The organism is uncultured Roseovarius sp. (assembly GCF_947259555.1).
Classification (GTDB): Bacteria; Pseudomonadota; Alphaproteobacteria; order Rhodobacterales; family Rhodobacteraceae; genus Roseovarius.
Genome location: NZ_CAMYMD010000100.1, coordinates 16157 through 33499, shown reverse-complemented (window position 1 = coordinate 33499; position 17343 = coordinate 16157). Strand labels below are relative to the sequence as shown.

General features: G+C 64.4%; 18 protein-coding genes. 9 read left to right on the top strand and 9 right to left on the bottom strand.

All coding sequences use genetic code 11. The features are described 5' to 3' along the window. Positions 1 to 11: 11 nt before the first annotated feature. The 3 genes from Q0X85_RS16385 to Q0X85_RS16375 form a co-directional block, all read right to left on the bottom strand. Entirely contained in the window at positions 12 to 2150 is a 2139-nt protein-coding gene (locus tag Q0X85_RS16385) for a VWA domain-containing protein (RefSeq protein ID WP_297773710.1), read from the bottom strand. A 206-nt stretch (positions 2151 to 2356) separates the two neighbouring features. After that, positions 2357 to 3529, bottom strand: a complete 1173-nt coding sequence (locus Q0X85_RS16380) for an MFS transporter (protein WP_297773708.1) — start codon at positions 3527 to 3529, stop codon at positions 2357 to 2359. 28 nt (positions 3530 to 3557) lie between these two features. After that, on the bottom strand, positions 3558 to 4487 hold the full coding sequence (locus Q0X85_RS16375) for a histone deacetylase family protein (RefSeq protein ID WP_297773706.1): 930 nt from the start codon (positions 4485 to 4487) through the stop codon (positions 3558 to 3560). A gap of 97 nt (positions 4488 to 4584) precedes the next feature. On the opposite strand from Q0X85_RS16375, the gene Q0X85_RS16370 reads away from it, so the two are divergent. The 3 genes from Q0X85_RS16370 to rlmH all read left to right on the top strand — a co-directional run bounded on the left by Q0X85_RS16370 (position 4585) and on the right by rlmH (position 6916). After that, the gene (locus Q0X85_RS16370; RefSeq protein WP_297773704.1) at positions 4585 to 5898 is read left to right on the top strand and encodes a mechanosensitive ion channel domain-containing protein; all 1314 of its coding nucleotides are present in this window, start codon (positions 4585 to 4587) and stop codon (positions 5896 to 5898) included. 181 nt (positions 5899 to 6079) lie between these two features. After that, a complete protein-coding gene (rsfS, locus tag Q0X85_RS16365) occupies positions 6080 to 6445 on the top strand; it encodes a ribosome silencing factor (protein ID WP_366130233.1) in 366 nt (121 codons plus the stop codon). Beyond that, the gene (gene rlmH / locus Q0X85_RS16360; protein WP_297773699.1) at positions 6446 to 6916 is read left to right on the top strand and encodes a 23S rRNA (pseudouridine(1915)-N(3))-methyltransferase RlmH; all 471 of its coding nucleotides are present in this window, start codon (positions 6446 to 6448) and stop codon (positions 6914 to 6916) included. It begins immediately after the preceding gene. A gap of 5 nt (positions 6917 to 6921) precedes the next feature. On the opposite strand, the gene Q0X85_RS16355 is transcribed toward rlmH, so the two are convergent. Next, positions 6922 to 7320 carry a VOC family protein gene (locus Q0X85_RS16355; RefSeq protein ID WP_297773697.1) on the bottom strand — a complete coding sequence of 133 codons (399 nt, stop codon included), beginning with the start codon at positions 7318 to 7320 and terminating at the stop codon, positions 6922 to 6924. An 11-nt stretch (positions 7321 to 7331) separates the two neighbouring features. Next, positions 7332 to 8360, bottom strand: a complete 1029-nt coding sequence (locus Q0X85_RS16350; RefSeq protein WP_297773694.1) for an FAD-dependent oxidoreductase — start codon at positions 8358 to 8360, stop codon at positions 7332 to 7334. A gap of 62 nt (positions 8361 to 8422) precedes the next feature. Here Q0X85_RS16350 and mnmD point away from each other — a divergent pair, with 62 nt between their 5' ends. Together mnmD and Q0X85_RS16340 are read left to right on the top strand one after the other, a co-directional pair. After that, on the top strand, positions 8423 to 9100 hold the full coding sequence (gene mnmD / locus Q0X85_RS16345) for a tRNA (5-methylaminomethyl-2-thiouridine)(34)-methyltransferase MnmD (RefSeq protein WP_297773691.1): 678 nt from the start codon (positions 8423 to 8425) through the stop codon (positions 9098 to 9100). Then, on the top strand, positions 9097 to 9963 hold the full coding sequence (locus tag Q0X85_RS16340; RefSeq protein ID WP_297773689.1) for a DMT family transporter: 867 nt from the start codon (positions 9097 to 9099) through the stop codon (positions 9961 to 9963). Before mnmD ends, Q0X85_RS16340 begins: the two co-directional genes overlap by 4 nt. Before the next feature lie 61 nt (positions 9964 to 10024). Here Q0X85_RS16340 and Q0X85_RS16335 read toward each other — a convergent pair whose 3' ends face one another. From Q0X85_RS16335 to lgt, 4 genes are all read right to left on the bottom strand, one after another. Beyond that, positions 10025 to 10162, bottom strand: coding sequence for a hypothetical protein (locus Q0X85_RS16335; RefSeq protein ID WP_297773688.1), 138 nt, complete (start codon positions 10160 to 10162; stop codon positions 10025 to 10027). A gap of 239 nt (positions 10163 to 10401) precedes the next feature. Beyond that, positions 10402 to 11157 carry a peptidoglycan editing factor PgeF gene (gene pgeF, locus Q0X85_RS16330; RefSeq protein WP_297773686.1) on the bottom strand — a complete coding sequence of 252 codons (756 nt, stop codon included), beginning with the start codon at positions 11155 to 11157 and terminating at the stop codon, positions 10402 to 10404. After that, a complete protein-coding gene (locus tag Q0X85_RS16325; protein WP_297773684.1) occupies positions 11154 to 12218 on the bottom strand; it encodes an SAM-dependent methyltransferase in 1065 nt (354 codons plus the stop codon). The genes pgeF and Q0X85_RS16325 overlap by 4 nt, the downstream gene beginning before the upstream one ends. Beyond that, complete coding sequence (gene lgt, locus Q0X85_RS16320) at positions 12215 to 13096, bottom strand: prolipoprotein diacylglyceryl transferase (RefSeq protein WP_297773682.1); 882 nt, start codon at positions 13094 to 13096, stop codon at positions 12215 to 12217. The genes Q0X85_RS16325 and lgt overlap by 4 nt, the downstream gene beginning before the upstream one ends. A gap of 95 nt (positions 13097 to 13191) precedes the next feature. Between lgt and Q0X85_RS16315 the strand changes: the two genes are divergently transcribed. From Q0X85_RS16315 to Q0X85_RS16300, 4 genes are all read left to right on the top strand, one after another. Next, the gene (locus tag Q0X85_RS16315; RefSeq protein ID WP_297773680.1) at positions 13192 to 13437 is read left to right on the top strand and encodes an accessory factor UbiK family protein; all 246 of its coding nucleotides are present in this window, start codon (positions 13192 to 13194) and stop codon (positions 13435 to 13437) included. A 208-nt stretch (positions 13438 to 13645) separates the two neighbouring features. After that, positions 13646 to 14800, top strand: a complete 1155-nt coding sequence (locus Q0X85_RS16310) for a phosphoserine transaminase (protein ID WP_297773677.1) — start codon at positions 13646 to 13648, stop codon at positions 14798 to 14800. An 87-nt stretch (positions 14801 to 14887) separates the two neighbouring features. Continuing rightward, the gene (gene serA / locus Q0X85_RS16305; RefSeq protein ID WP_297773675.1) at positions 14888 to 16483 is read left to right on the top strand and encodes a phosphoglycerate dehydrogenase; all 1596 of its coding nucleotides are present in this window, start codon (positions 14888 to 14890) and stop codon (positions 16481 to 16483) included. Positions 16484 to 16621: 138 nt separating this feature from the next. Further along, positions 16622 to 17341 carry a metallophosphoesterase gene (locus Q0X85_RS16300; protein ID WP_297773672.1) on the top strand — a complete coding sequence of 240 codons (720 nt, stop codon included), beginning with the start codon at positions 16622 to 16624 and terminating at the stop codon, positions 17339 to 17341. The last annotated feature ends 2 nt before the right edge of the window (positions 17342 to 17343 follow it).

Sequence of the window (17343 nt, the reverse complement as noted above, 5' to 3'; positions counted from 1 at the left end):
CGGGCGACGCGTCACGGGGTGACGCGCGTCCGAGCGCCGGGCTCGACGACGACCGACACGTCCCGACCGCCGATGCGGACGGCATAGGTGTCGGCAGGCACTGTCACCGGTGCATCCCCGGCCAGCCCCGCCCCCACGAGCGCGCCCGCCTCATCCCGTATCTCGAAAGGCGCGGCCGCGGCCCGGCGCAACGCCGCGCCCAACTCCTCGGCATCGGCAGCATCGAAGTAACCGCCGCCCCCCGCCGCCGCCCAGGATTCAAAGGTCCGGGCCAGGTTCGCGTCGTCGATGGCATAGCCCACGATATTGATACGGACATCCGTGCCCTGCGCGCGCAGCGCCTCGATGGCCTGGCCGGGGCTGCCCTCGCAGGTTTCCTCGCCATCGGTGATCACGATCAGCACACGCGATCCCTCGACCCCGGCCAGATCCTGCGCCGACAGCGCAATCGACCGCGCGATCGGCGTCTTCGCGAGGTTGATCGCCGTGATCCCCCCGATCACCGCCCTTGCGCTTGCCGGGTCATGCGGCCCGAGGGCAAGCTCCAGATCGGTGCGGCAGGCATCCGCCTCGCGGTTGCCAAAGACCCGCAGGGCAAAGCCGGTGCCCGCCGGGATCGTGTCGCTCACCAGCTCCGACAGGGTACGCTTGGCAATCTCGATCCGGCGCTCGCCATTCTGCCGTTGCAGCATGCTGCCCGACGCATCGAGGATCACCTCGACGGCATCCCGCGGCCCCAGACCCAGCCCAGGCCCTGGCAAGACCTCGATCTCGCCGGGTTCGACCGGTGCCGGTGTCACCTCGATGGCGCGGCGCGCAAGTTCTCGGCCTCCGCGGGTGACATAGACAAGCTCATACGCGCCTTCGGCCTCCGGCGCCGTCAGCCTCACCGTTTCGACCAAAGGGTCGATATAGGTGTAGACGTCGCCCCTGGTCTGCCCCGGTGCCACCATCAGGATACGGTCGCCCTGGTTGCCGGTGCCGCGCCACTCCGCCTCGAAAACAAGACGCGCCTCGACGGCCTTGGGGGCCAGGATCTCCATGCGCGGCGGCACGACCTCCACCGGCGCACGTCCGATCACGCGGCCCCCGGACAGGTAGACGACATCATAGCTGCCCGGCTCCTCGAAGGCGCGCAGCGTCACGGTGTCTGCGGGGGCGTTGCCGGTATAGCCATAGCTGGCAGGCTTGATCGGCCCGCCGTCGCGCGCCGCGAATGTGATCAGGTCGCCGTTGTTGTCCGGCCCCTCGAACCCGACCTCAAGCCGCGCCCCGGCCGCTACCTCCGCCGCCGCGCGCAGCGTCGCCGAAATGCCACCCACCTGCACCGGGTGCCGCGCCAGCACGGTCTTGCCGCTGACATAGACGATATCATAGGTGCCCGCATCCTGCGGCGCCTGCACCGTGACGGTGCCGTCCTTGCTGTTGCCGGTATAGGCATAGCTTGCCCCGCGGATCGGGTCCGCGCCCGGCTGTGCGAAGGTGACATGATCGTTGCGGTTGTCGGGCCCGTCCCAGGTGACGGTAACGGTCGACCCGGCATCGACGGTGCCCGCCGCGCTCAGCGTCGCCGAAATGCCAGCCACCTGCACCGGGTGCCGCGCCAGCACCGTCTTGCCGCTGACATAGACGATATCATAGGTGCCCGCATCCTGCGGCGCCTGCACCGTGACGGTGCCGTCCTTGCTGTTGCCGGTATAGGCATAGCCCGCACCGCGGATCGGGTCCGCGCCCGGCTGTGCGAAGGTGACAAAATCGTTGCGGTTGTCGGGCCCGTCCCAGGTGACGGTGACGGACGACCCGGCATCGACGGTGCCCGGCGCGCTCAGTGTCGCGCTCGCCGGATCGACGCGCAGCGGCTGCGATACGCGGTCCTCACCCTCGAAGGTCAGCACGATCACGTAATCGCCCGGTGCCTCGGGGGCCCCGATCGCCTGCGGGTTCTTCTGCAAGTAGGCATAGCCGACACGCCGCGCATTCTCGCCCTCGGGGCGAATCTCGATCAGCCCGCCCTTGGCTTGCGGTGCGGTCCACCCGACGTCAAAGGTGGCGCGCATCCCGACACGCGCCGGGGCCTCCAGCGCGAATTGCTGGGCATATGCGCTTACCGCCGCGAAAAGAAATCCGATTGTTATCAATACCAAGCGCATAGCAATACCCTTCCCGACCTGTCCACTTGCAGAGCATCCGCCCGGAGAGTACGGGCGTCGCCCTCAAATCCACCTGCCATCCAAAGATGACGGAGCATAGCCCCCTCACCGGCACCGGGCAAGCCTTTCGGCATCGCCGCTCATGGGGTGCATGTCGTGACCACGACGCCCGGATGCCGCTTCGGATCGTGCTGCAAAGAGCGCCGTCACCCCATGCTGTCGCGGCTGAAGAGATAGATCGCCAGCCCGGCCAGCAGTGCGACGCCGAACAGCCCAAAGATCGCCACATATCCCGCCAGCGGGCCAGCGGGGGCCGCCGCCGCATGCAACGGGCCGGAGGCGAATTGCGCCACGCCGACCCCGCCGACGCCGAAGAGGTTGAGCAGCGTGACGCCCCGCCCCGCCAGATGCGGCGGGAAGAAGCTGCGACCATGCGCGATGATGACCGGAAAGGTCGCGCCGGCAAAGCCGATGATCGCCAGAAGGGCGATGGAGAGCGCAAGGCTCGTCTCCGGCCAGAGCATCAGCGCGAAGGTGGCCAGCGCACAGATCAGGTTGCCGGTGAAGATCACCCATTTGCGGGTCTGGAACACCCGGTCGAGCGGGCCATAGGCCAGCGTGCCCGCGACCATCGCCAGCCCCATCACCAGCGTCGCCTGCCCGACCTGCCCGGTGTCGAGCGCGAAGACATCCCGAAGGTACGGCCCCGCCCAAAGCCCGCGCAGCGCCGCGGCGGGCGCATAGGCCACGAACATCAGCGGCAGGATCGTCCAGAGGGCGGGCATCTTCAGCAGGTCGAGCACCGAGCCGCGCTGCTCGCCGGTGACCGCCTCGGGGTCGCGCACGAGGGTCTGAATGCCGAGGGCGATGACCGCCGATATGCCCGCCAACCCCCAGAGTGCCGCGCGCCAGCCTATGGTTTCCGCCGCCCAGGCCATCGGCCAGGCGGCCACCAGGTTGCCCACCGATCCCACCCCCAGCATCAAGGCGGCAAGCGTGGCAAAGCGCGCCGGCGGAAACTGTCGCGCGAAGATGTAGTAGGACGCCATCAGCACCGGCGAGCAGCCCACCGCGATGAGCCCCATCGCGAGGCTGATATGCAGCGGTGTCGTCGCCAGCGCGAAGAGGGCCGAACCGCCGCCGCCGCCGATCAGCAGGAGCATGGCGGCGCTGCGGCGCGGGCCGATCCGGTCGAGCGCCCAGCCCACCGGGATCTGCATGGCGGCGAAGATCACGAACCACAGCCCCGAGGCGAAGGCCAGATCGTCCGGCGTGGTGCCGATATCGCGCGCCAATGGCCCGCTCAGAACCGCCAGGAAGGCACGAAAGAACTGGCTCAGCACATAGGCGAGGCACAGCAGGGCCAGACCGGCACGCATGGATCGGGGTTCCTTTTGGGGACGGCTTTCAGGCGGTGCCGCGTTTGATCAGCACATCGACATGCGCCGCCGCGCTCTCGGCGAGGGCATGCAGGTCATAGCCGCCCTCAAGACAGCTCACGAGGCGGCCCGCGCAAAGCTCATCCGCCAGATCGCAGAGCCGTTCGGTGATCCAGGCGAAATCCTCGGTTTCCAGCATCAGCTCCGCCAGCGGGTCGTCGCGATGCGCGTCGAAGCCGGCGGAAACGATTATCAGATCGGGCTTGAAGGCGCGGACACGTGGAAAAACCGTCTCCTCATAGGCGCGGCGGAACGCCTCGCCGCCCGAGCGCGGCGCGAGCGGCACGTTGAGGATCGTGTCGTGCGGCCCGGTCTCATCCGGGGCGCCGGTGCCGGGCCAGAGCGGATACTGATGCGACGACGCAAAGAGCGCGCGCGGCTCGTCCTCAAGCAGATCCTGCGTGCCATTGCCGTGATGCACATCGAAATCCACCACCGCGACGCGGCCCAGCCGGTGATGATCGAGCGCGTATTTCGCCGCCGCGGCGACATTGCCGAAGAGACAAAAGCCCATCGGGGTCTCGCGCTCGGCATGATGCCCCGGCGGGCGGCTGGCGACAAAGGCGTTCCGCGCCTCGCCCGACAGCACCAGATCGACGCCGCGGATCGCGCCACCGGCACCGCGATGCGCCGCCGCAAGGCTGCCCGGCGACATCCATGTATCTCCGTCAAGCTGCCCCAGCCCCTCTTCGGGGGCGGCGGCGCGGATCGCGTCGATATAGCGCCTGGGATGGACGCGCAGCAGGTCGTCCTCAGCCACCAGCGGCGCGGCAATGCGGGTCACGTCCTTGTCTTTGAGCGCTGTCAGAACCCGCTCCAGCCGGGCCACCTGCTCCGGGTGGCCGTCGGGCGGTTCGTGCCCCAGACAATCGGGATGGGTGATCAGGGCAGTGGTCATGGCGCTCCTCCTTCGGTTCCCGGGAAAAGAACCGGATTCCCGCCCCTTGTCCAGTGCGGCCTTGTGGGGGCGTCAGGCGCGTGCCACTCTGCCAGGCATGGAAGGTGATGCGGTCACGTTGACACAGGATATCGCGCTCGGGCTCTGGGCGCAGCTTGAATTGTTCCTGCGCAGCCTGCTGCGCCCGTGGAATGCGTATCAGATCGTCATCGCCGTCGGTCTGTTCGGGCTGGCGCATCTGCTGAACGCCCTGCTTGGCCCGGCCTGCCGGGAATGGATGCGGCGGCGCGAGGGCTGGCCGAAATGGCGCATGCGCCTGCTGGTCATGCTGCACCGGCGATTGCGGCTGATCTTTTTCGTGATGCTGATCTGGCCGGTGGTCTGGCTGATGCAGACCTACACCTGGCCCAGCCGATCCTATCTGCTGACGATCTTCGCCGAACTGGCCCTTGCATGGCTGATGATCGCCATCGTCACGCGGCTGATCGGCAACAGTTTTCTGCGGGCGCTGGTGCGCTACGCGGCCTGGACATGGGTCACGCTCAGCATCCTGAACCTGACCGAGGAGGCGCAAACCCTGCTCGATGGCTGGGCGGTCGAGTTTGGCGAGACGCGGCTGTCGCTCTGGCTGATCGTGCAGGCGGTGATCGTGATCGGCGTGCTGTTTGCCATGGCGCGCTTCATCTCGACCACCAGCGCGGCGCAGGTGCGCAAGAACGCCGATATTTCGCCCTCGATGCAGGTGCTGGTGGTCAAGTTCCTGCAAGTGCTGCTTTATGGCGCGGCGTTCTTCATCGGCCTGCGCACGGTGGGTGTCGATCTGACGGGCCTTGCGGTGCTGTCAGGCGCCATCGGCGTGGGGCTTGGGTTTGGTCTGCAAAAAGTGGTGTCGAACCTTGTTTCGGGCGTGATCATCCTGCTCGACAAGTCGATCAAGCCCGGCGACGTGATCAGCCTTGGTGAGACCTTTGGCTGGATCAACAGCCTCGGCGCGCGCTATGTGTCGATCACCACGCGCGACGGGCGCGAATATCTCATCCCGAACGAGGACCTGATCACCGGGCAGGTGGTCAACTGGTCCCATTCCAATGATTTCGTGCGGCTCGACATCTATTTCGGCACGGCCTATGGCGACGACCCGCACAAGGTGCGCAAGATCGCCATCGAGGCGGCCAAGAGCGTCGACCGTGTGTTGAGCAGCAAACCGCCGGTCTGCCATATCGTGGGGTTTGGCGACAGCAGCGTGGATTATATCCTGCGGTTCTGGATTCGCGATCCCACCGGCGGCCTCACAAACATTCGCGGTAATGTCTATCTGGCCCTCTGGGACGCGTTTCAGGCAAATGGTGTTTCCATCCCGTTCCCTCAACGCGAGGTTCGGATGTTGGGCGAAGAGGCCAACCATGGGTAAAAATCACGCATATTCGCGTGTGTGACCGTATCTCGGGTTGCGCTTCATTGAAAAGTCACGTGTGTCTTGCTATTTTTAATGCACGCCCGGCACCGGGGCTTTGCGGTGTGCCAGAGAGGAGGACTATGTCCTGTCTTTTACGACGCATGCGGCAGGCGCCGCTGAGCAGGGGGCGTTTTCGATGACGCCCGGAACGGTCGCAGATAGCGAAGCGCAGCTTGCGGCGATCCTTCAATCCCTTTCAGACGACAAGGCCGAGGATGTCGTGCAGATTGATCTGCGCGGCAAGACTGCCATTGGTGATTACATGGTGATCTGCTCGGGCCGCTCTTCGCGGCAGGTCTCGTCGATCGCGGAAAAGCTGATGGATCGGCTCAAGCAGGAGCACGGCGTTCTGGCCCGCACCGAGGGCAAGGAGACCGGCGATTGGGTGCTGATCGACACGGGCGATGTGATCGTCCATGTGTTCCGCCCCGAAGTGCGCGAGTTCTATCAGCTTGAGAAGATGTGGATGCCCACCGGGCAGACGGCAGCGACCCAAGCCTGAATGCGGGTGCATATCTGCGCGGTGGGCCGGTTGCGGACCGGCCCGGAACGCGCATTGATCGACGATTACATCACCCGGTTCGACCGAACGGGGCGGGCGCTGGGCCTCGGCCCGCTTGCTCTGCACGAGGTCGAGGACAAGAAGGGCGGCGGCATGGAGGCCGAAGCCGCCCTGCTGGAGCGTGTGATCCCCAAGGGCGCGGTGATCGTGGTGCTGGATGAGCGTGGCACGCTCATGTCTTCCCCTGACTTTTCAGACCGTCTGGCCGGATGGCGCGATGCCGGGCGCGGCGATGTGGCCTTTGTCCTCGGCGGCGCGGACGGAATTGCGCCGGGCTTGCGCGCGCAGGCCGATTTTTCGCTGTCATTTGGCAAGATGGTCTGGCCGCATATGCTGGCCCGGGTGATGCTGAGCGAACAGCTCTACCGCGCCGCCTCGATCCTCGCCGGTAGTCCCTATCACCGGGTCTGACTGCGTTATTGCTGGTTGGATATCTCGATGAGGTTGCCATCCGGGTCACGTAGATAGATCGACAGTAGTGACCCCACAGCGCCGCTCCGGTCTACCGGACCTTGCTCGACAGGCACGCCGAGGCGCGCGAGATGCGCTTGCCATTCCGCAAGCGGAGTCGGACTGAGAAAACACAGATCGGCGCTGCCGGGACGCGGATGACTCGCCTTGGGTTCATATTCCGCGCCCGCCGGGTGCAGGTTGATCTTGTGGGTGCCGAACCGCAGAGCATGCCGGGTCGTGCCATCCGAGGGATGAAACACCACCGCGTCCATGCCGAGTGCGTCGCGGTAAAATGCGATGGTTGCCGTGATGTCCGCGACGGTCAGGACAAGGTGGTCGATGCGGTCAATCCTGGGTGCCATGTCTGGCCCTTTCAAAGCGATGCCTCGGGACGAAAGCCCTCGGGGATGCGGTCGACACCGTCGAGCATCAGATCGGCCATCACCTGTGCCACCTTGGGTGCCATGCCAAAGCCGATCTTGAACCCGCCATTGGCGATGAACGCGCCCGGATGCAGTGGATGTGCCCCGAGCATCGGCGCGCGCGAGCGCGAGCGCGGGCGCACACCGGCCCAACGTGCGATGACACGCGCTTCGGCCAGGGCGGGCACCGCCTGACGGGCCCGTGCAATCACGGCGTCCAACTGCGCGTCGGTGTCGGTTGGGTCGTTATATTCGCGTTCGGAGGTTGAGCCTACGGCTGTGGTCCCGTCGGCGTGGGGCACGATGTGCACCGTGTCGGCAAATAGCTGAGGCTGGTCGCGGGCGTCGAAATCCAGCACTGCGCCCTGACCCTTGACGCCATTGCCGACCAGACGGTGATGGGTGGCGTTCAGCCGTTCGAGATCGGCGACGCCGGTGGCCCAGAGCACGCGCCCCTCGTCTGAGCCATCGGGCGCCACATCCGCCCCCGTCACGCGCAGCGCCGCAACAAGCGCGGCGCAGGCATGGCGGGGATGCAGCCGTGCGGTCAGCGTATCCCGGATCACGTATCCGCTGGGGCTGGCGGGACACCACGCGTTGTCAGCCTGCTCAACATGCCAGCCCGCCTTGCCCTGCCAGAGCTGTGCGGCACCGTGCTCGCGCGCCCGCGCGAGCGCTAATCCGGCAGCGTCCGTAATCGGCTGTATCCGGCCCAGACGTGCATAGCCGGGCGACAGCCCCGATATGTCAGCGACCTCGGCCCAAAACTGTTCGGCCATCAGCAGGCTCTCGAACTGAAACGCCTTCTTTTCATTCCAGTTCTCCGGCACATGCGGGGCGAGCGCCCCGACCACGCCACCCGACGCGCCGGCACCGGGGCCATATGGGTCGATCACCCGCACCCGCGCGCCGCGACGCAGGCAGGCCCATGCGACGGAGAGGCCGAAAATACCCGCTCCCCTTACCGTGACATCGGCCATTGCCATTCGCCTGTTCCCACCCCATGGTTGCGCGCGTCCCCCCTGTCTTAGAGGATCGCCGCGTGCAGGACCATCCCGCAGACCTGATCTGGCGCGACGACGATGTTCCCGTCTCGACGCGATTCGACGATCCCTATTTCAGCCTTGAAAACGGGCTTGAAGAGACCCGCCACGTGTTTCTTGCCGGCAACGATCTGCCAGCGCGGTTCACCGATGGCTTTCACATTGCGGAGCTGGGGTTTGGCACCGGGCTGAATCTCTTGGCGGCTCTGGATGCGTGGCGTAACAGGGGCTGTGCGGGAAGGTTGTATTTCACCAGTTTCGAAGCCTTTCCAATGGCACCCGCCGACATGCGCCGCGCGCAAGATCGCTTTGGGCAACTGGCTGATATCGCAGCAGAGCTTGCGCCGCATTGGCAAGGTCAGTCGCAACGGATCGAGCTGCCCGACCTGTGTTTCCACCTTGTCACGGGGGATGCGCGCGAAACCGTGGCGGCGTGGCCGGGCCTGGCCGATGCGTGGTTTCTGGACGGGTTCTCCCCGGCGAGGAACCCCGAACTGTGGCAGCCGGAGCTGATGGCAGAGGTTGCCCGCCATACCGGTTCAGGAGGCACCGCTGCGACCTATACCGCAGCGGGCTTTGTCCGCAGGGGTCTTGAGGCTGCCGGGTTTTGTGTTACCCGTCAGGCGGGTTATGGGCGCAAGCGGCACATGACCACCGCTGTGAAAGGCCAGCCATGACCCTGCAAAACACCCGCCTCGGCATCTGGTTGATGGTGCTGACCACGTTCATTTTCGCGGTGCAGGATGGCATCTCGCGGCATCTGGCGGGCGAATATAATGTCCTGATGGTGGTGATGATCCGCTACTGGTTCTTCGCCGCCTTCGTGATGTCCATCGCCGCGCGCAAGGCCGGTGGGCTGCGCGCCGCCGCCGCCACGCGCCAGCCGCTGATGCAGGGATTTCGCGCCGTGCTGCTGGTGGCCGAGATCTGCGTGATGATCTTTGGCTTTACTCTGCTGGGTCTGGTCGAGAGCCATGCGGTCTTTGCCTGTTACCCGTTGCTGATCGCCGCGCTTTCGGGGCCGGTGCTGGGCGAGAGCGTGGGCTGGCGGCGCTGGGTCGCGATTGGCGTGGGCTTTATTGGGGTGATCATTATCCTCAAACCCGGCATCGGCGTGTTCCAGCCGCAGGCCATCGTTCCCTTCATCGCCGCGCTTATGTTCGCGCTCTACGGGCTGCTGACCCGATACGTCGCCCGGCTCGACAGCGCCGCGACCAGTTTTTTCTGGACCGGGACGGTGGGCTCGGTGGCGATGACCGCCGTTGGCATGTGGTATTGGGAGCCGATGACCCGCCCGGACTGGATCTGGATGGGTGCGCTTTGCATAACAGGGGCGGCAGGCCACTACACGCTGATCAAATGTTACGAAGTGGCCGAAGCGAGCGCCGTGCAGCCTTTTGCCTACCTTCAACTGCTCTTTGCCAGCACCATCGGCATCGTGGTGTTCTCCGAGGCCATCCGCCTGAACGTGGCCTTGGGCAGTGCGCTGATCGTGGCGGCGGGATTGTTCACGCTCTGGCGTCAGCGGCAGGCAACGTAGAGCCCGATCTTTCCGGCGCACTCGGAGCGGGAGCTTCGAGATACCGCCCCACCCCTCTTGATCAGGCGGTTTTTGCAGGCTTGGGCAAGTCGACGATCCGTGCGCGCGGTGTCATGCGTCGCTGCGACCGGGAGTAGGGCAGGGACGGTGCCGCCTCTTTGCTGTGCTTCACCACGGATTTCAACCAACGTGCTTTCATGACTCTGTCCTCTTTGGTCTGGACCCGCAGGCCGCATTGTTTCTCTACTCGCAACTATGCTCAGGCTTTGGGGCCAAGTTTTGACGGAAATGGTAAAAATTCAGGCAAGACAGGTCAGATCAGGGAGGCGGGGATCACCTCATAACTCTATGAAAAAAATGAAATTTCCTGATTTCAAGAAGAAGGTGCGCCTTAATTTCTGCCAAAAACCCGTGCTTTGGGGCCGATTCACGCCGCAATCAGAGGCGGATTGCCGAGATCAAGCGCCCATAATCGGCCTCGCCGGCATGGGTGCTGCGCCGGTATGAATAGAACCGCGCGGGATCGACATAGGTGCAATGGCGCGTCCACTCTGCCAGGCCGATGCCCGCGCTGCGCAACCGGTGCAAACCATAGCCGGGCAGGTCGAAGTGATATCGCCCATCCTTGCCATTGGCGAAAAACCAGCTGTTCTCCGGGTCTTCGGCAAGGAAATCTTCTAGGAATTCCGGCCCTACCTCATAAGCGGCCTGTGAAATCGAAGGCCCGATCACGGCGGTGATGCTGGAGCGGGTCGCGCCCAATTGTTCCATCCCGTCGACTGTGGCCTCCAGCACGCCATCGAGCGCTCCGCGCCACCCAGCATGCGCGGCTCCGATGACGCCGGCGTCGGCATCCGCGAAGAGCACTGGCTGGCAATCTGCGGTCAGGACGCCAAGCACCACGCCGGGGGTCGCACTGACCATCGCATCGGCGCGCGGTTTTGCTCCGAGCGGGCCGCTTATCGGCACCACATCGGCCGAATGCACCTGATGCACGGTGATGAGATTTTCCGGCAGGACGCCCATCGCCTCGGCCACGCGCGTCCGGTTGATACGGACGACATCGGATTGATCCGAAGAACCCGGCCCGCAGTTGAGGCCGGAAAACACGCCCGAAGATGCCCCGCCCCGCCGGGTAAAGAACCCGTGGCGCAGTGGTGCCAGGCTATCCGAGGTCAGGATTTCGAGCGTCATGGGTCCAATCCGGGTGGCGGCGTGGCGGTCTCGGGATAGAGGCCGAGCACCTTGAAGAGCCTCCCCATTTCAGCAGGGTCGGTCAAGCGTCGATATGCGGCGAGATGGTTTTCGCGTGCCGGGCCGTCCAGATTGCGCGCCAGCGCCTCTGCCCGCGCGCCGATCCCAAGCCGCTCAAGAAAGACGCCCTGCGGCGTCAGGCGCGTATGGGCGCACGGGGCTGACGCTCGCGCCAGCGCCTCAAAATCCACATGTGCGGTCAGGTCCGCCGCGCCCGGCTCTGAGAGTGGATCGACGGGGGCATGGCCCTGAACCGCCTGAAATGTGTCGCCCAGGGAGTGCCAGTCTCCATAATCCACGATCAGCGCGACGCCGCCTTGTGTGGCAATGCGGTGACCGATACCGGCGGCGATGGCCTCGCCCGGTCCGCAGATCTCGACGAGATCGCCATCGCGGGTATCGTCAAGCCTCTCGGTCAGCGCCGGAGGGTCCACCGGCCCGCCGAGACCGAATGCGAGGGTCTGGTCCTGAACCCCGACGACCCGCTCACGCCACGCATCGTCGTGGCGCTGAAACTGGCGGATCGGCAGCGCGTCAAAGAACTCGTTTGCGACAAGCCAGAGCGGCGCATCGGGCAGGCTCTCGATGTGTGAATGCCAGACAATATCATCCCGACCAACGGTTTTGGCCTGAATGCGTCGCAATGCGGATGAGCCCTCGACGAAATGCACCTCTGCGGCCTCGGCAAAGCCGGGCATGGCGCGTGTGGCGCGCAGGATGTCGGCCATGAGTGTCCCGCGCCCCGGTCCTAGCTCTGCCAGGATAAAAGGAGCGGGCTGTCCTTGATCCAGCCAGGATTGCGCAAGGCACAAGCCGAGCAACTCGCCAAACATCTGGCTGATCTCGGGAGCGGTGACAAAATCGCCGTCCGTGCCAAAGGGATCGCGGGTGGCGTAGTAGCCATGCGTCGGGTCCATCAAACAGGTCGCCATGAAGTCGGCCAAGGTGATCGGCCCGGTCTCACTGATCCGGCGTATGAGGTCGGTGTGCAGCCCGGTCATGCCCGCCGTGCCCATAGCGCCATTGCGATCCCGAAGGCGATCATCGGCAAGGACAAGAGCTGTCCCATCGTGAGGCCATAGCCGTCGATGTGCACCGCAAGACCCAGCGGATTGCCGGGGCTGACGAACTGTGCATCGGGCTGCCGGACAAATTCGACCAGAAACCGTGCCGCCCCGTAGCCAGCAAAGAATACCCCCGTGAGCGTACCCGGCGCCCGGAGCGCGCCGCGGCGCCAGCCCAGCCACAACAGCACCGCGCCGAGCAGCAGCCCCTCAAGCGCCGCCTCATAGAGCTGGGACGGATGGCGTGCGCAAAGACCGACAACCTCCGCGCAATCCTGTGCCGCGCGGCCGGGAAAGATTACGCCCCATGGCAGGTCGGTCGGACGGCCCCACAGCTCTGCATTTATGAAATTCGCGATCCGGCCGAGCAGCAATCCGACCGGCGTTACCATGCAGAGCGCATCGGCCACAGATAGCCAGCGAATACCGCGCCGCATGGAAAACACCAGAACAGCCACAACGACGCCGAGCAAGCCGCCGTGAAACGCCATGCCGCCCTGCCAGACGGCGAGGATTTCGCCGGGATTGGCGATGTAATACCCAGGCTGGTAGAACAGGACATACCCAAGCCGACCGCCCAGAATGACCCCTAGAATGACCCAGGTCAGCAAGTCCTCGACGGCGCGCGGATCCATCGGCGCGGTGCGATCCGGCCACAGGTCGGGCCGCCTGACACTCGCCACAACCAGACGCCAGCCGATCACGATGCCCGCGATATAGGCGAGGGCGTACCAGCGCAGCGCGAACTCCATCCCGAAAACCGAAATGGAGAACAATTCAGGGCTGATGTCGGGAAAGGGGATCATGGCGTGCATATGCGTCTCTCTGCCTCTGGGCCGGGGGCAAGTCAACCTTGTGATCTGCGTCTCGTGACCCATATAAGAGGGCGAATGCAATGCCGGAGAGATCGATGCAGACCCGAAACAAAGTGCTCGACGATATCAGCCAGTTGATGACCAATGCCATGGGCGTGGCGCAAGGGGCGCGAACAGAGGCCGAAACGGCCATGAAGTCGCTCATTGACCGTTGGCTCTCGGAGCATGATTTCGTGACCCGCGAAGAATTTGACGCGGTGCGTGCCATGGCGCAGAAGGCCCGCGAGGAAAACGAGACATTGAAGGCACGGATAGAAGCGTTGGAAAACCGCGCCGGCTGACAGGCCGGGGCAGGGCCCGCTTGGCGAGGTGTCGTAAATCGTCGCCTTGGCGCCGATCGGAAACCCAAGTGCCGCTTTGCACCTTGAAATGGGCGTCTTTTTGCAGCTGCGGCATTTGTAACCCTTGCCGATTATCCTTCTTGGGCGTATCCACCTCGGTGGGACACCCCTCCCCAACGAGGGGCGCTTATCTGGAAGGATAGCAGCAATGGCTATGCAATACCCGGCGACGCGGCCGGCAAATCCGCGTTTTTCTTCTGGCCCCTGTGCCAAAATCCCGACATTCTCGCTCGACAAGCTGTCTGACGCATCACTGGGGCGCAGTCACCGTGCCGCCGTGGGCAAGGCCAAGCTCAAGGCCGCGATAGAGCGGACGCGTGAGATTTTGGGCATCCCCGACGACTATCGCATCGGCATCGTTCCCGCCTCCGATACCGGGGCGGTGGAAATGGCGATGTGGAACCTGCTCGGTGCTCGTCCTGTCGAAGTGCTCGCATGGGAGAGCTTCGGCGCAGGCTGGGTCACCGACGCGGTCAAGCAGTTGAAGCTCGATGCAGAGGTCAAGACAGCCGACTACGGCGAGATCGTGGATCTGGAGAGCGTGGATACCGATAAAGACGTGGTGTTCACCTGGAACGGGACGACCTCTGGCGTGCGCGTGCCCAATGGCGACTGGATCAAGGCGGATCGCGCTGGTCTGACGATCTGCGACGCCACCTCGGCCGCCTTCGCGCAGCGCCTGCCTTGGGACAAGCTGGATGTGACCACCTTCAGCTGGCAAAAAGTGCTGGGCGGCGAGGCCGCGCATGGCATGATCATCCTGAGCCCCCGCGCAGTGGAGCGGCTGGAAAGCTACACGCCGGCATGGCCGCTGCCCAAGATATTTCGCCTCACCAAGAGCGGCAAGCTGATCGACGGGATTTTCGTGGGCGAGACGATCAACACCCCCTCCATGCTCGCGGTCGAGGATTACCTTGTGGCGCTGGACTGGGCGGAGTCAGTGGGCGGGCTCGACGGCCTGCGCGCGCGCGCCAATGCCAACCTCGCGGCGGTGCAGAGCTTTGTCGCAAAGGCCGAATGGCTGGCCTTTCTGGCGGACGAGCCGGCGATCCGGTCCAACACCTCCGTTTGCCTGAAGTTCACTGATGAGCGTATCACCGATGGGGCGGCCTTCGCCAAGGCGGTGGCCAAGCGGCTGGAGGCCGAGGGCGTGGCCTATGACGTCGGCGCCTATCGCGACGCGCCCCCCGGATTGCGCATCTGGTGCGGCGGTACGGTCGAGACCACCGATGTGGCCGCGCTCATGCCATGGATCGAATGGGCCTTTGAGGCTGAAATCGCGGCGCTGTCCGAGACGGCGTGACCCCGATTTCTTGAAAAGAAATCGGTCCGAATTCCGTGCAGGAATTCGGGCCCTCCCCCCAAATGTTTCATCAAAGGACCAGCAAAAATGGCTCCCAAGGTACTCGTATCCGACAAACTCTCTGAAACCGCCGTGCAGATCTTTCGCGATCGCGGCATCGACGTGGATTTCCAGCCCGATCTGGGCAAAGACAAGGACAAGCTGGCCGAAGTGATCGGCGAGTATGATGGTCTCGCCATCCGCTCGGCCACCAAGGTCACGGAAAAGATCCTCGCCAATGCGACAAACCTCAAGGTGATCGCGCGGGCGGGCATCGGCACCGACAATATCGACAAGGTCGCGGCCTCGAAAAAAGGCGTGATCGTGATGAACACGCCGTTCGGCAACATGATCACCACCGCCGAGCATGCCATTGCGATGATGTTCGCCGTGGCGCGGCAAATCCCCGAGGCGTCGGCCTCGACCCAAGCAGGCAAGTGGGAAAAGTCGCGCTTCATGGGTGTCGAACTGACCGGCAAGACGCTTGGCGTGATCGGCGCGGGCAATATCGGCGGCATCGTCTGCGATCGCGCGCGCGGCCTCAAGATGAAGGTGGTGGCCTATGACCCGTTCCTCGGGCAGGAAAAGGCCGACAAGATGGGGGTGGAAAAGGTCGAGCTTGACGAGTTGCTGAAGCGCGCCGATTTCATCACCCTGCATGTGCCGCTCACGGATCAGACCCGCAACATCCTGAGCCGTGAGAACCTCGAAAAAACCAAGACCGGCGTGCGCGTCATCAACTGCGCGCGTGGCGGGCTGGTGGACGAACAGGCGCTGGCGGATCTGTTGAAAGACGGCCATGTCGCGGGCGCGGGCTTTGATGTCTTTGCCGAGGAACCAGCGGTGGACAATCCGCTCTTCGGCCTGCCCAACGTGGTCTGCACGCCGCATCTCGGGGCCGCGACCACCGAGGCACAGGAAAACGTTGCGCTGCAAGTGGCCGAACAGATGTCCGACTACCTGCTGACGGGCGCTGTGACCAACGCGCTCAACATGCCGTCGGTGACAGCCGAAGAGGCCAAGGTGATGGGGCCGTGGATCAAGCTGTCGGATCACCTGGGCAATTTCATCGGCCAGATGACCGACGAGCCGATCAAGGCGATCAACATCCTGTACGATGGTGTGGCCAGCGAAATGAACCTCGGCGCCCTGACCTCTGCCGCCGTGGCGGGGATCATGAAATCGGTGAACCCCGAGGTGAACATGGTTTCGGCCCCTGTGGTGGCCAAAGAACGCGGGGTCAAGATCTCGACCACCAAGCAGGACAAGTCCGGCGCCTTCGAGGGCTATGTCAAGATCACCGTCGTCACCGACAAGCGCGAGCGCTCCATCGGCGGCACGGTGTTCAGCGATGGCAAGCCGCGTTTCATCCAGATCAAGGGCATCAATATCGACGCCGAGATCGGCCGCCACATGCTCTATACCACGAACGAGGACGTGCCGGGAATCATCGGCACGCTCGGCCACACGATGGGCGAGAATGGCGTGAACATCGCCAACTTTACCCTTGGCCGCTCGGATGCGGGGGGCGAGGCGATTGCGCTCTTGTATGTCGATGCCTCGGTGCCGGATGCGGCGATCAAGGCATTGCATGCGACCGGCAAGTTCCAGCAGATTCGCGAATTGCGGTTCGATGTGAATTAAAGCCCGGATATCCTGTTTCATTCAGCCGAGACGATCGCCGCCCAACGACCTTTGGGCGGCGGTTTTGCATGTCGGACTTGAGGAATGTGCATCGGGAAATGACTGGACATCCGCGGCTTGCACGGGTTCAACGGGCGCATGACTGATCGCATATATGCCATTCCTGACATTCACGGGCAGATCGCCTTGCTCGATGCCGCTCTGGATCTGGTTTTTCAGGACGGCGGGGCGGATGCGCCCATCGTTTTTCTGGGCGATCTGGTCGACAGGGGGGCTGCCTCCTGCGACGTGATCGAGCGTTTGATGACCGGACAAGCGCAGGGCCGTCCGTGGACCGTGTTGCGGGGCAATCACGATCAGATGTTTGTGGATTTCATCGATACCGGCGCGACGCGTTCGGAGCATGTGCGCTCGGGTCTCAGCTGGTTGAATCCCCGGCTTGGCGGCGCGGCGACGCTTGCCTCTTACAATGTGATCGCGACTGAGGACATGCCCGCCTGGCCCGAGGCCCGGGCGGCCGTGCCACAGGCCCATCGTGACTGGCTCGCGGGCTTGCCGCTCTGGCACGAGGCGGGCCCGTTGCTGTTCGTTCATGCAGGAATCCGGCCGGGTGTTGCGCTGCACGATCAGGACGCCGCCGATCTGATGTGGATCAGGAAGGGGTTTCTTGATCACGAGGCCGCGCATCCATGGCTGGTGGTGCATGGGCACACCGCATTGGATTGGCCGCAACATTTCGGCAATCGGATCGATCTGGATGGCGGTGCGGGCTATGGTCGCCCGCTCTGGCCTGCCGTCTTCGAGGCGGGGCAGTGCTGGCTCTTGACGGATGACGGTCGCCGCGCGCTCTTGCCCTGAGC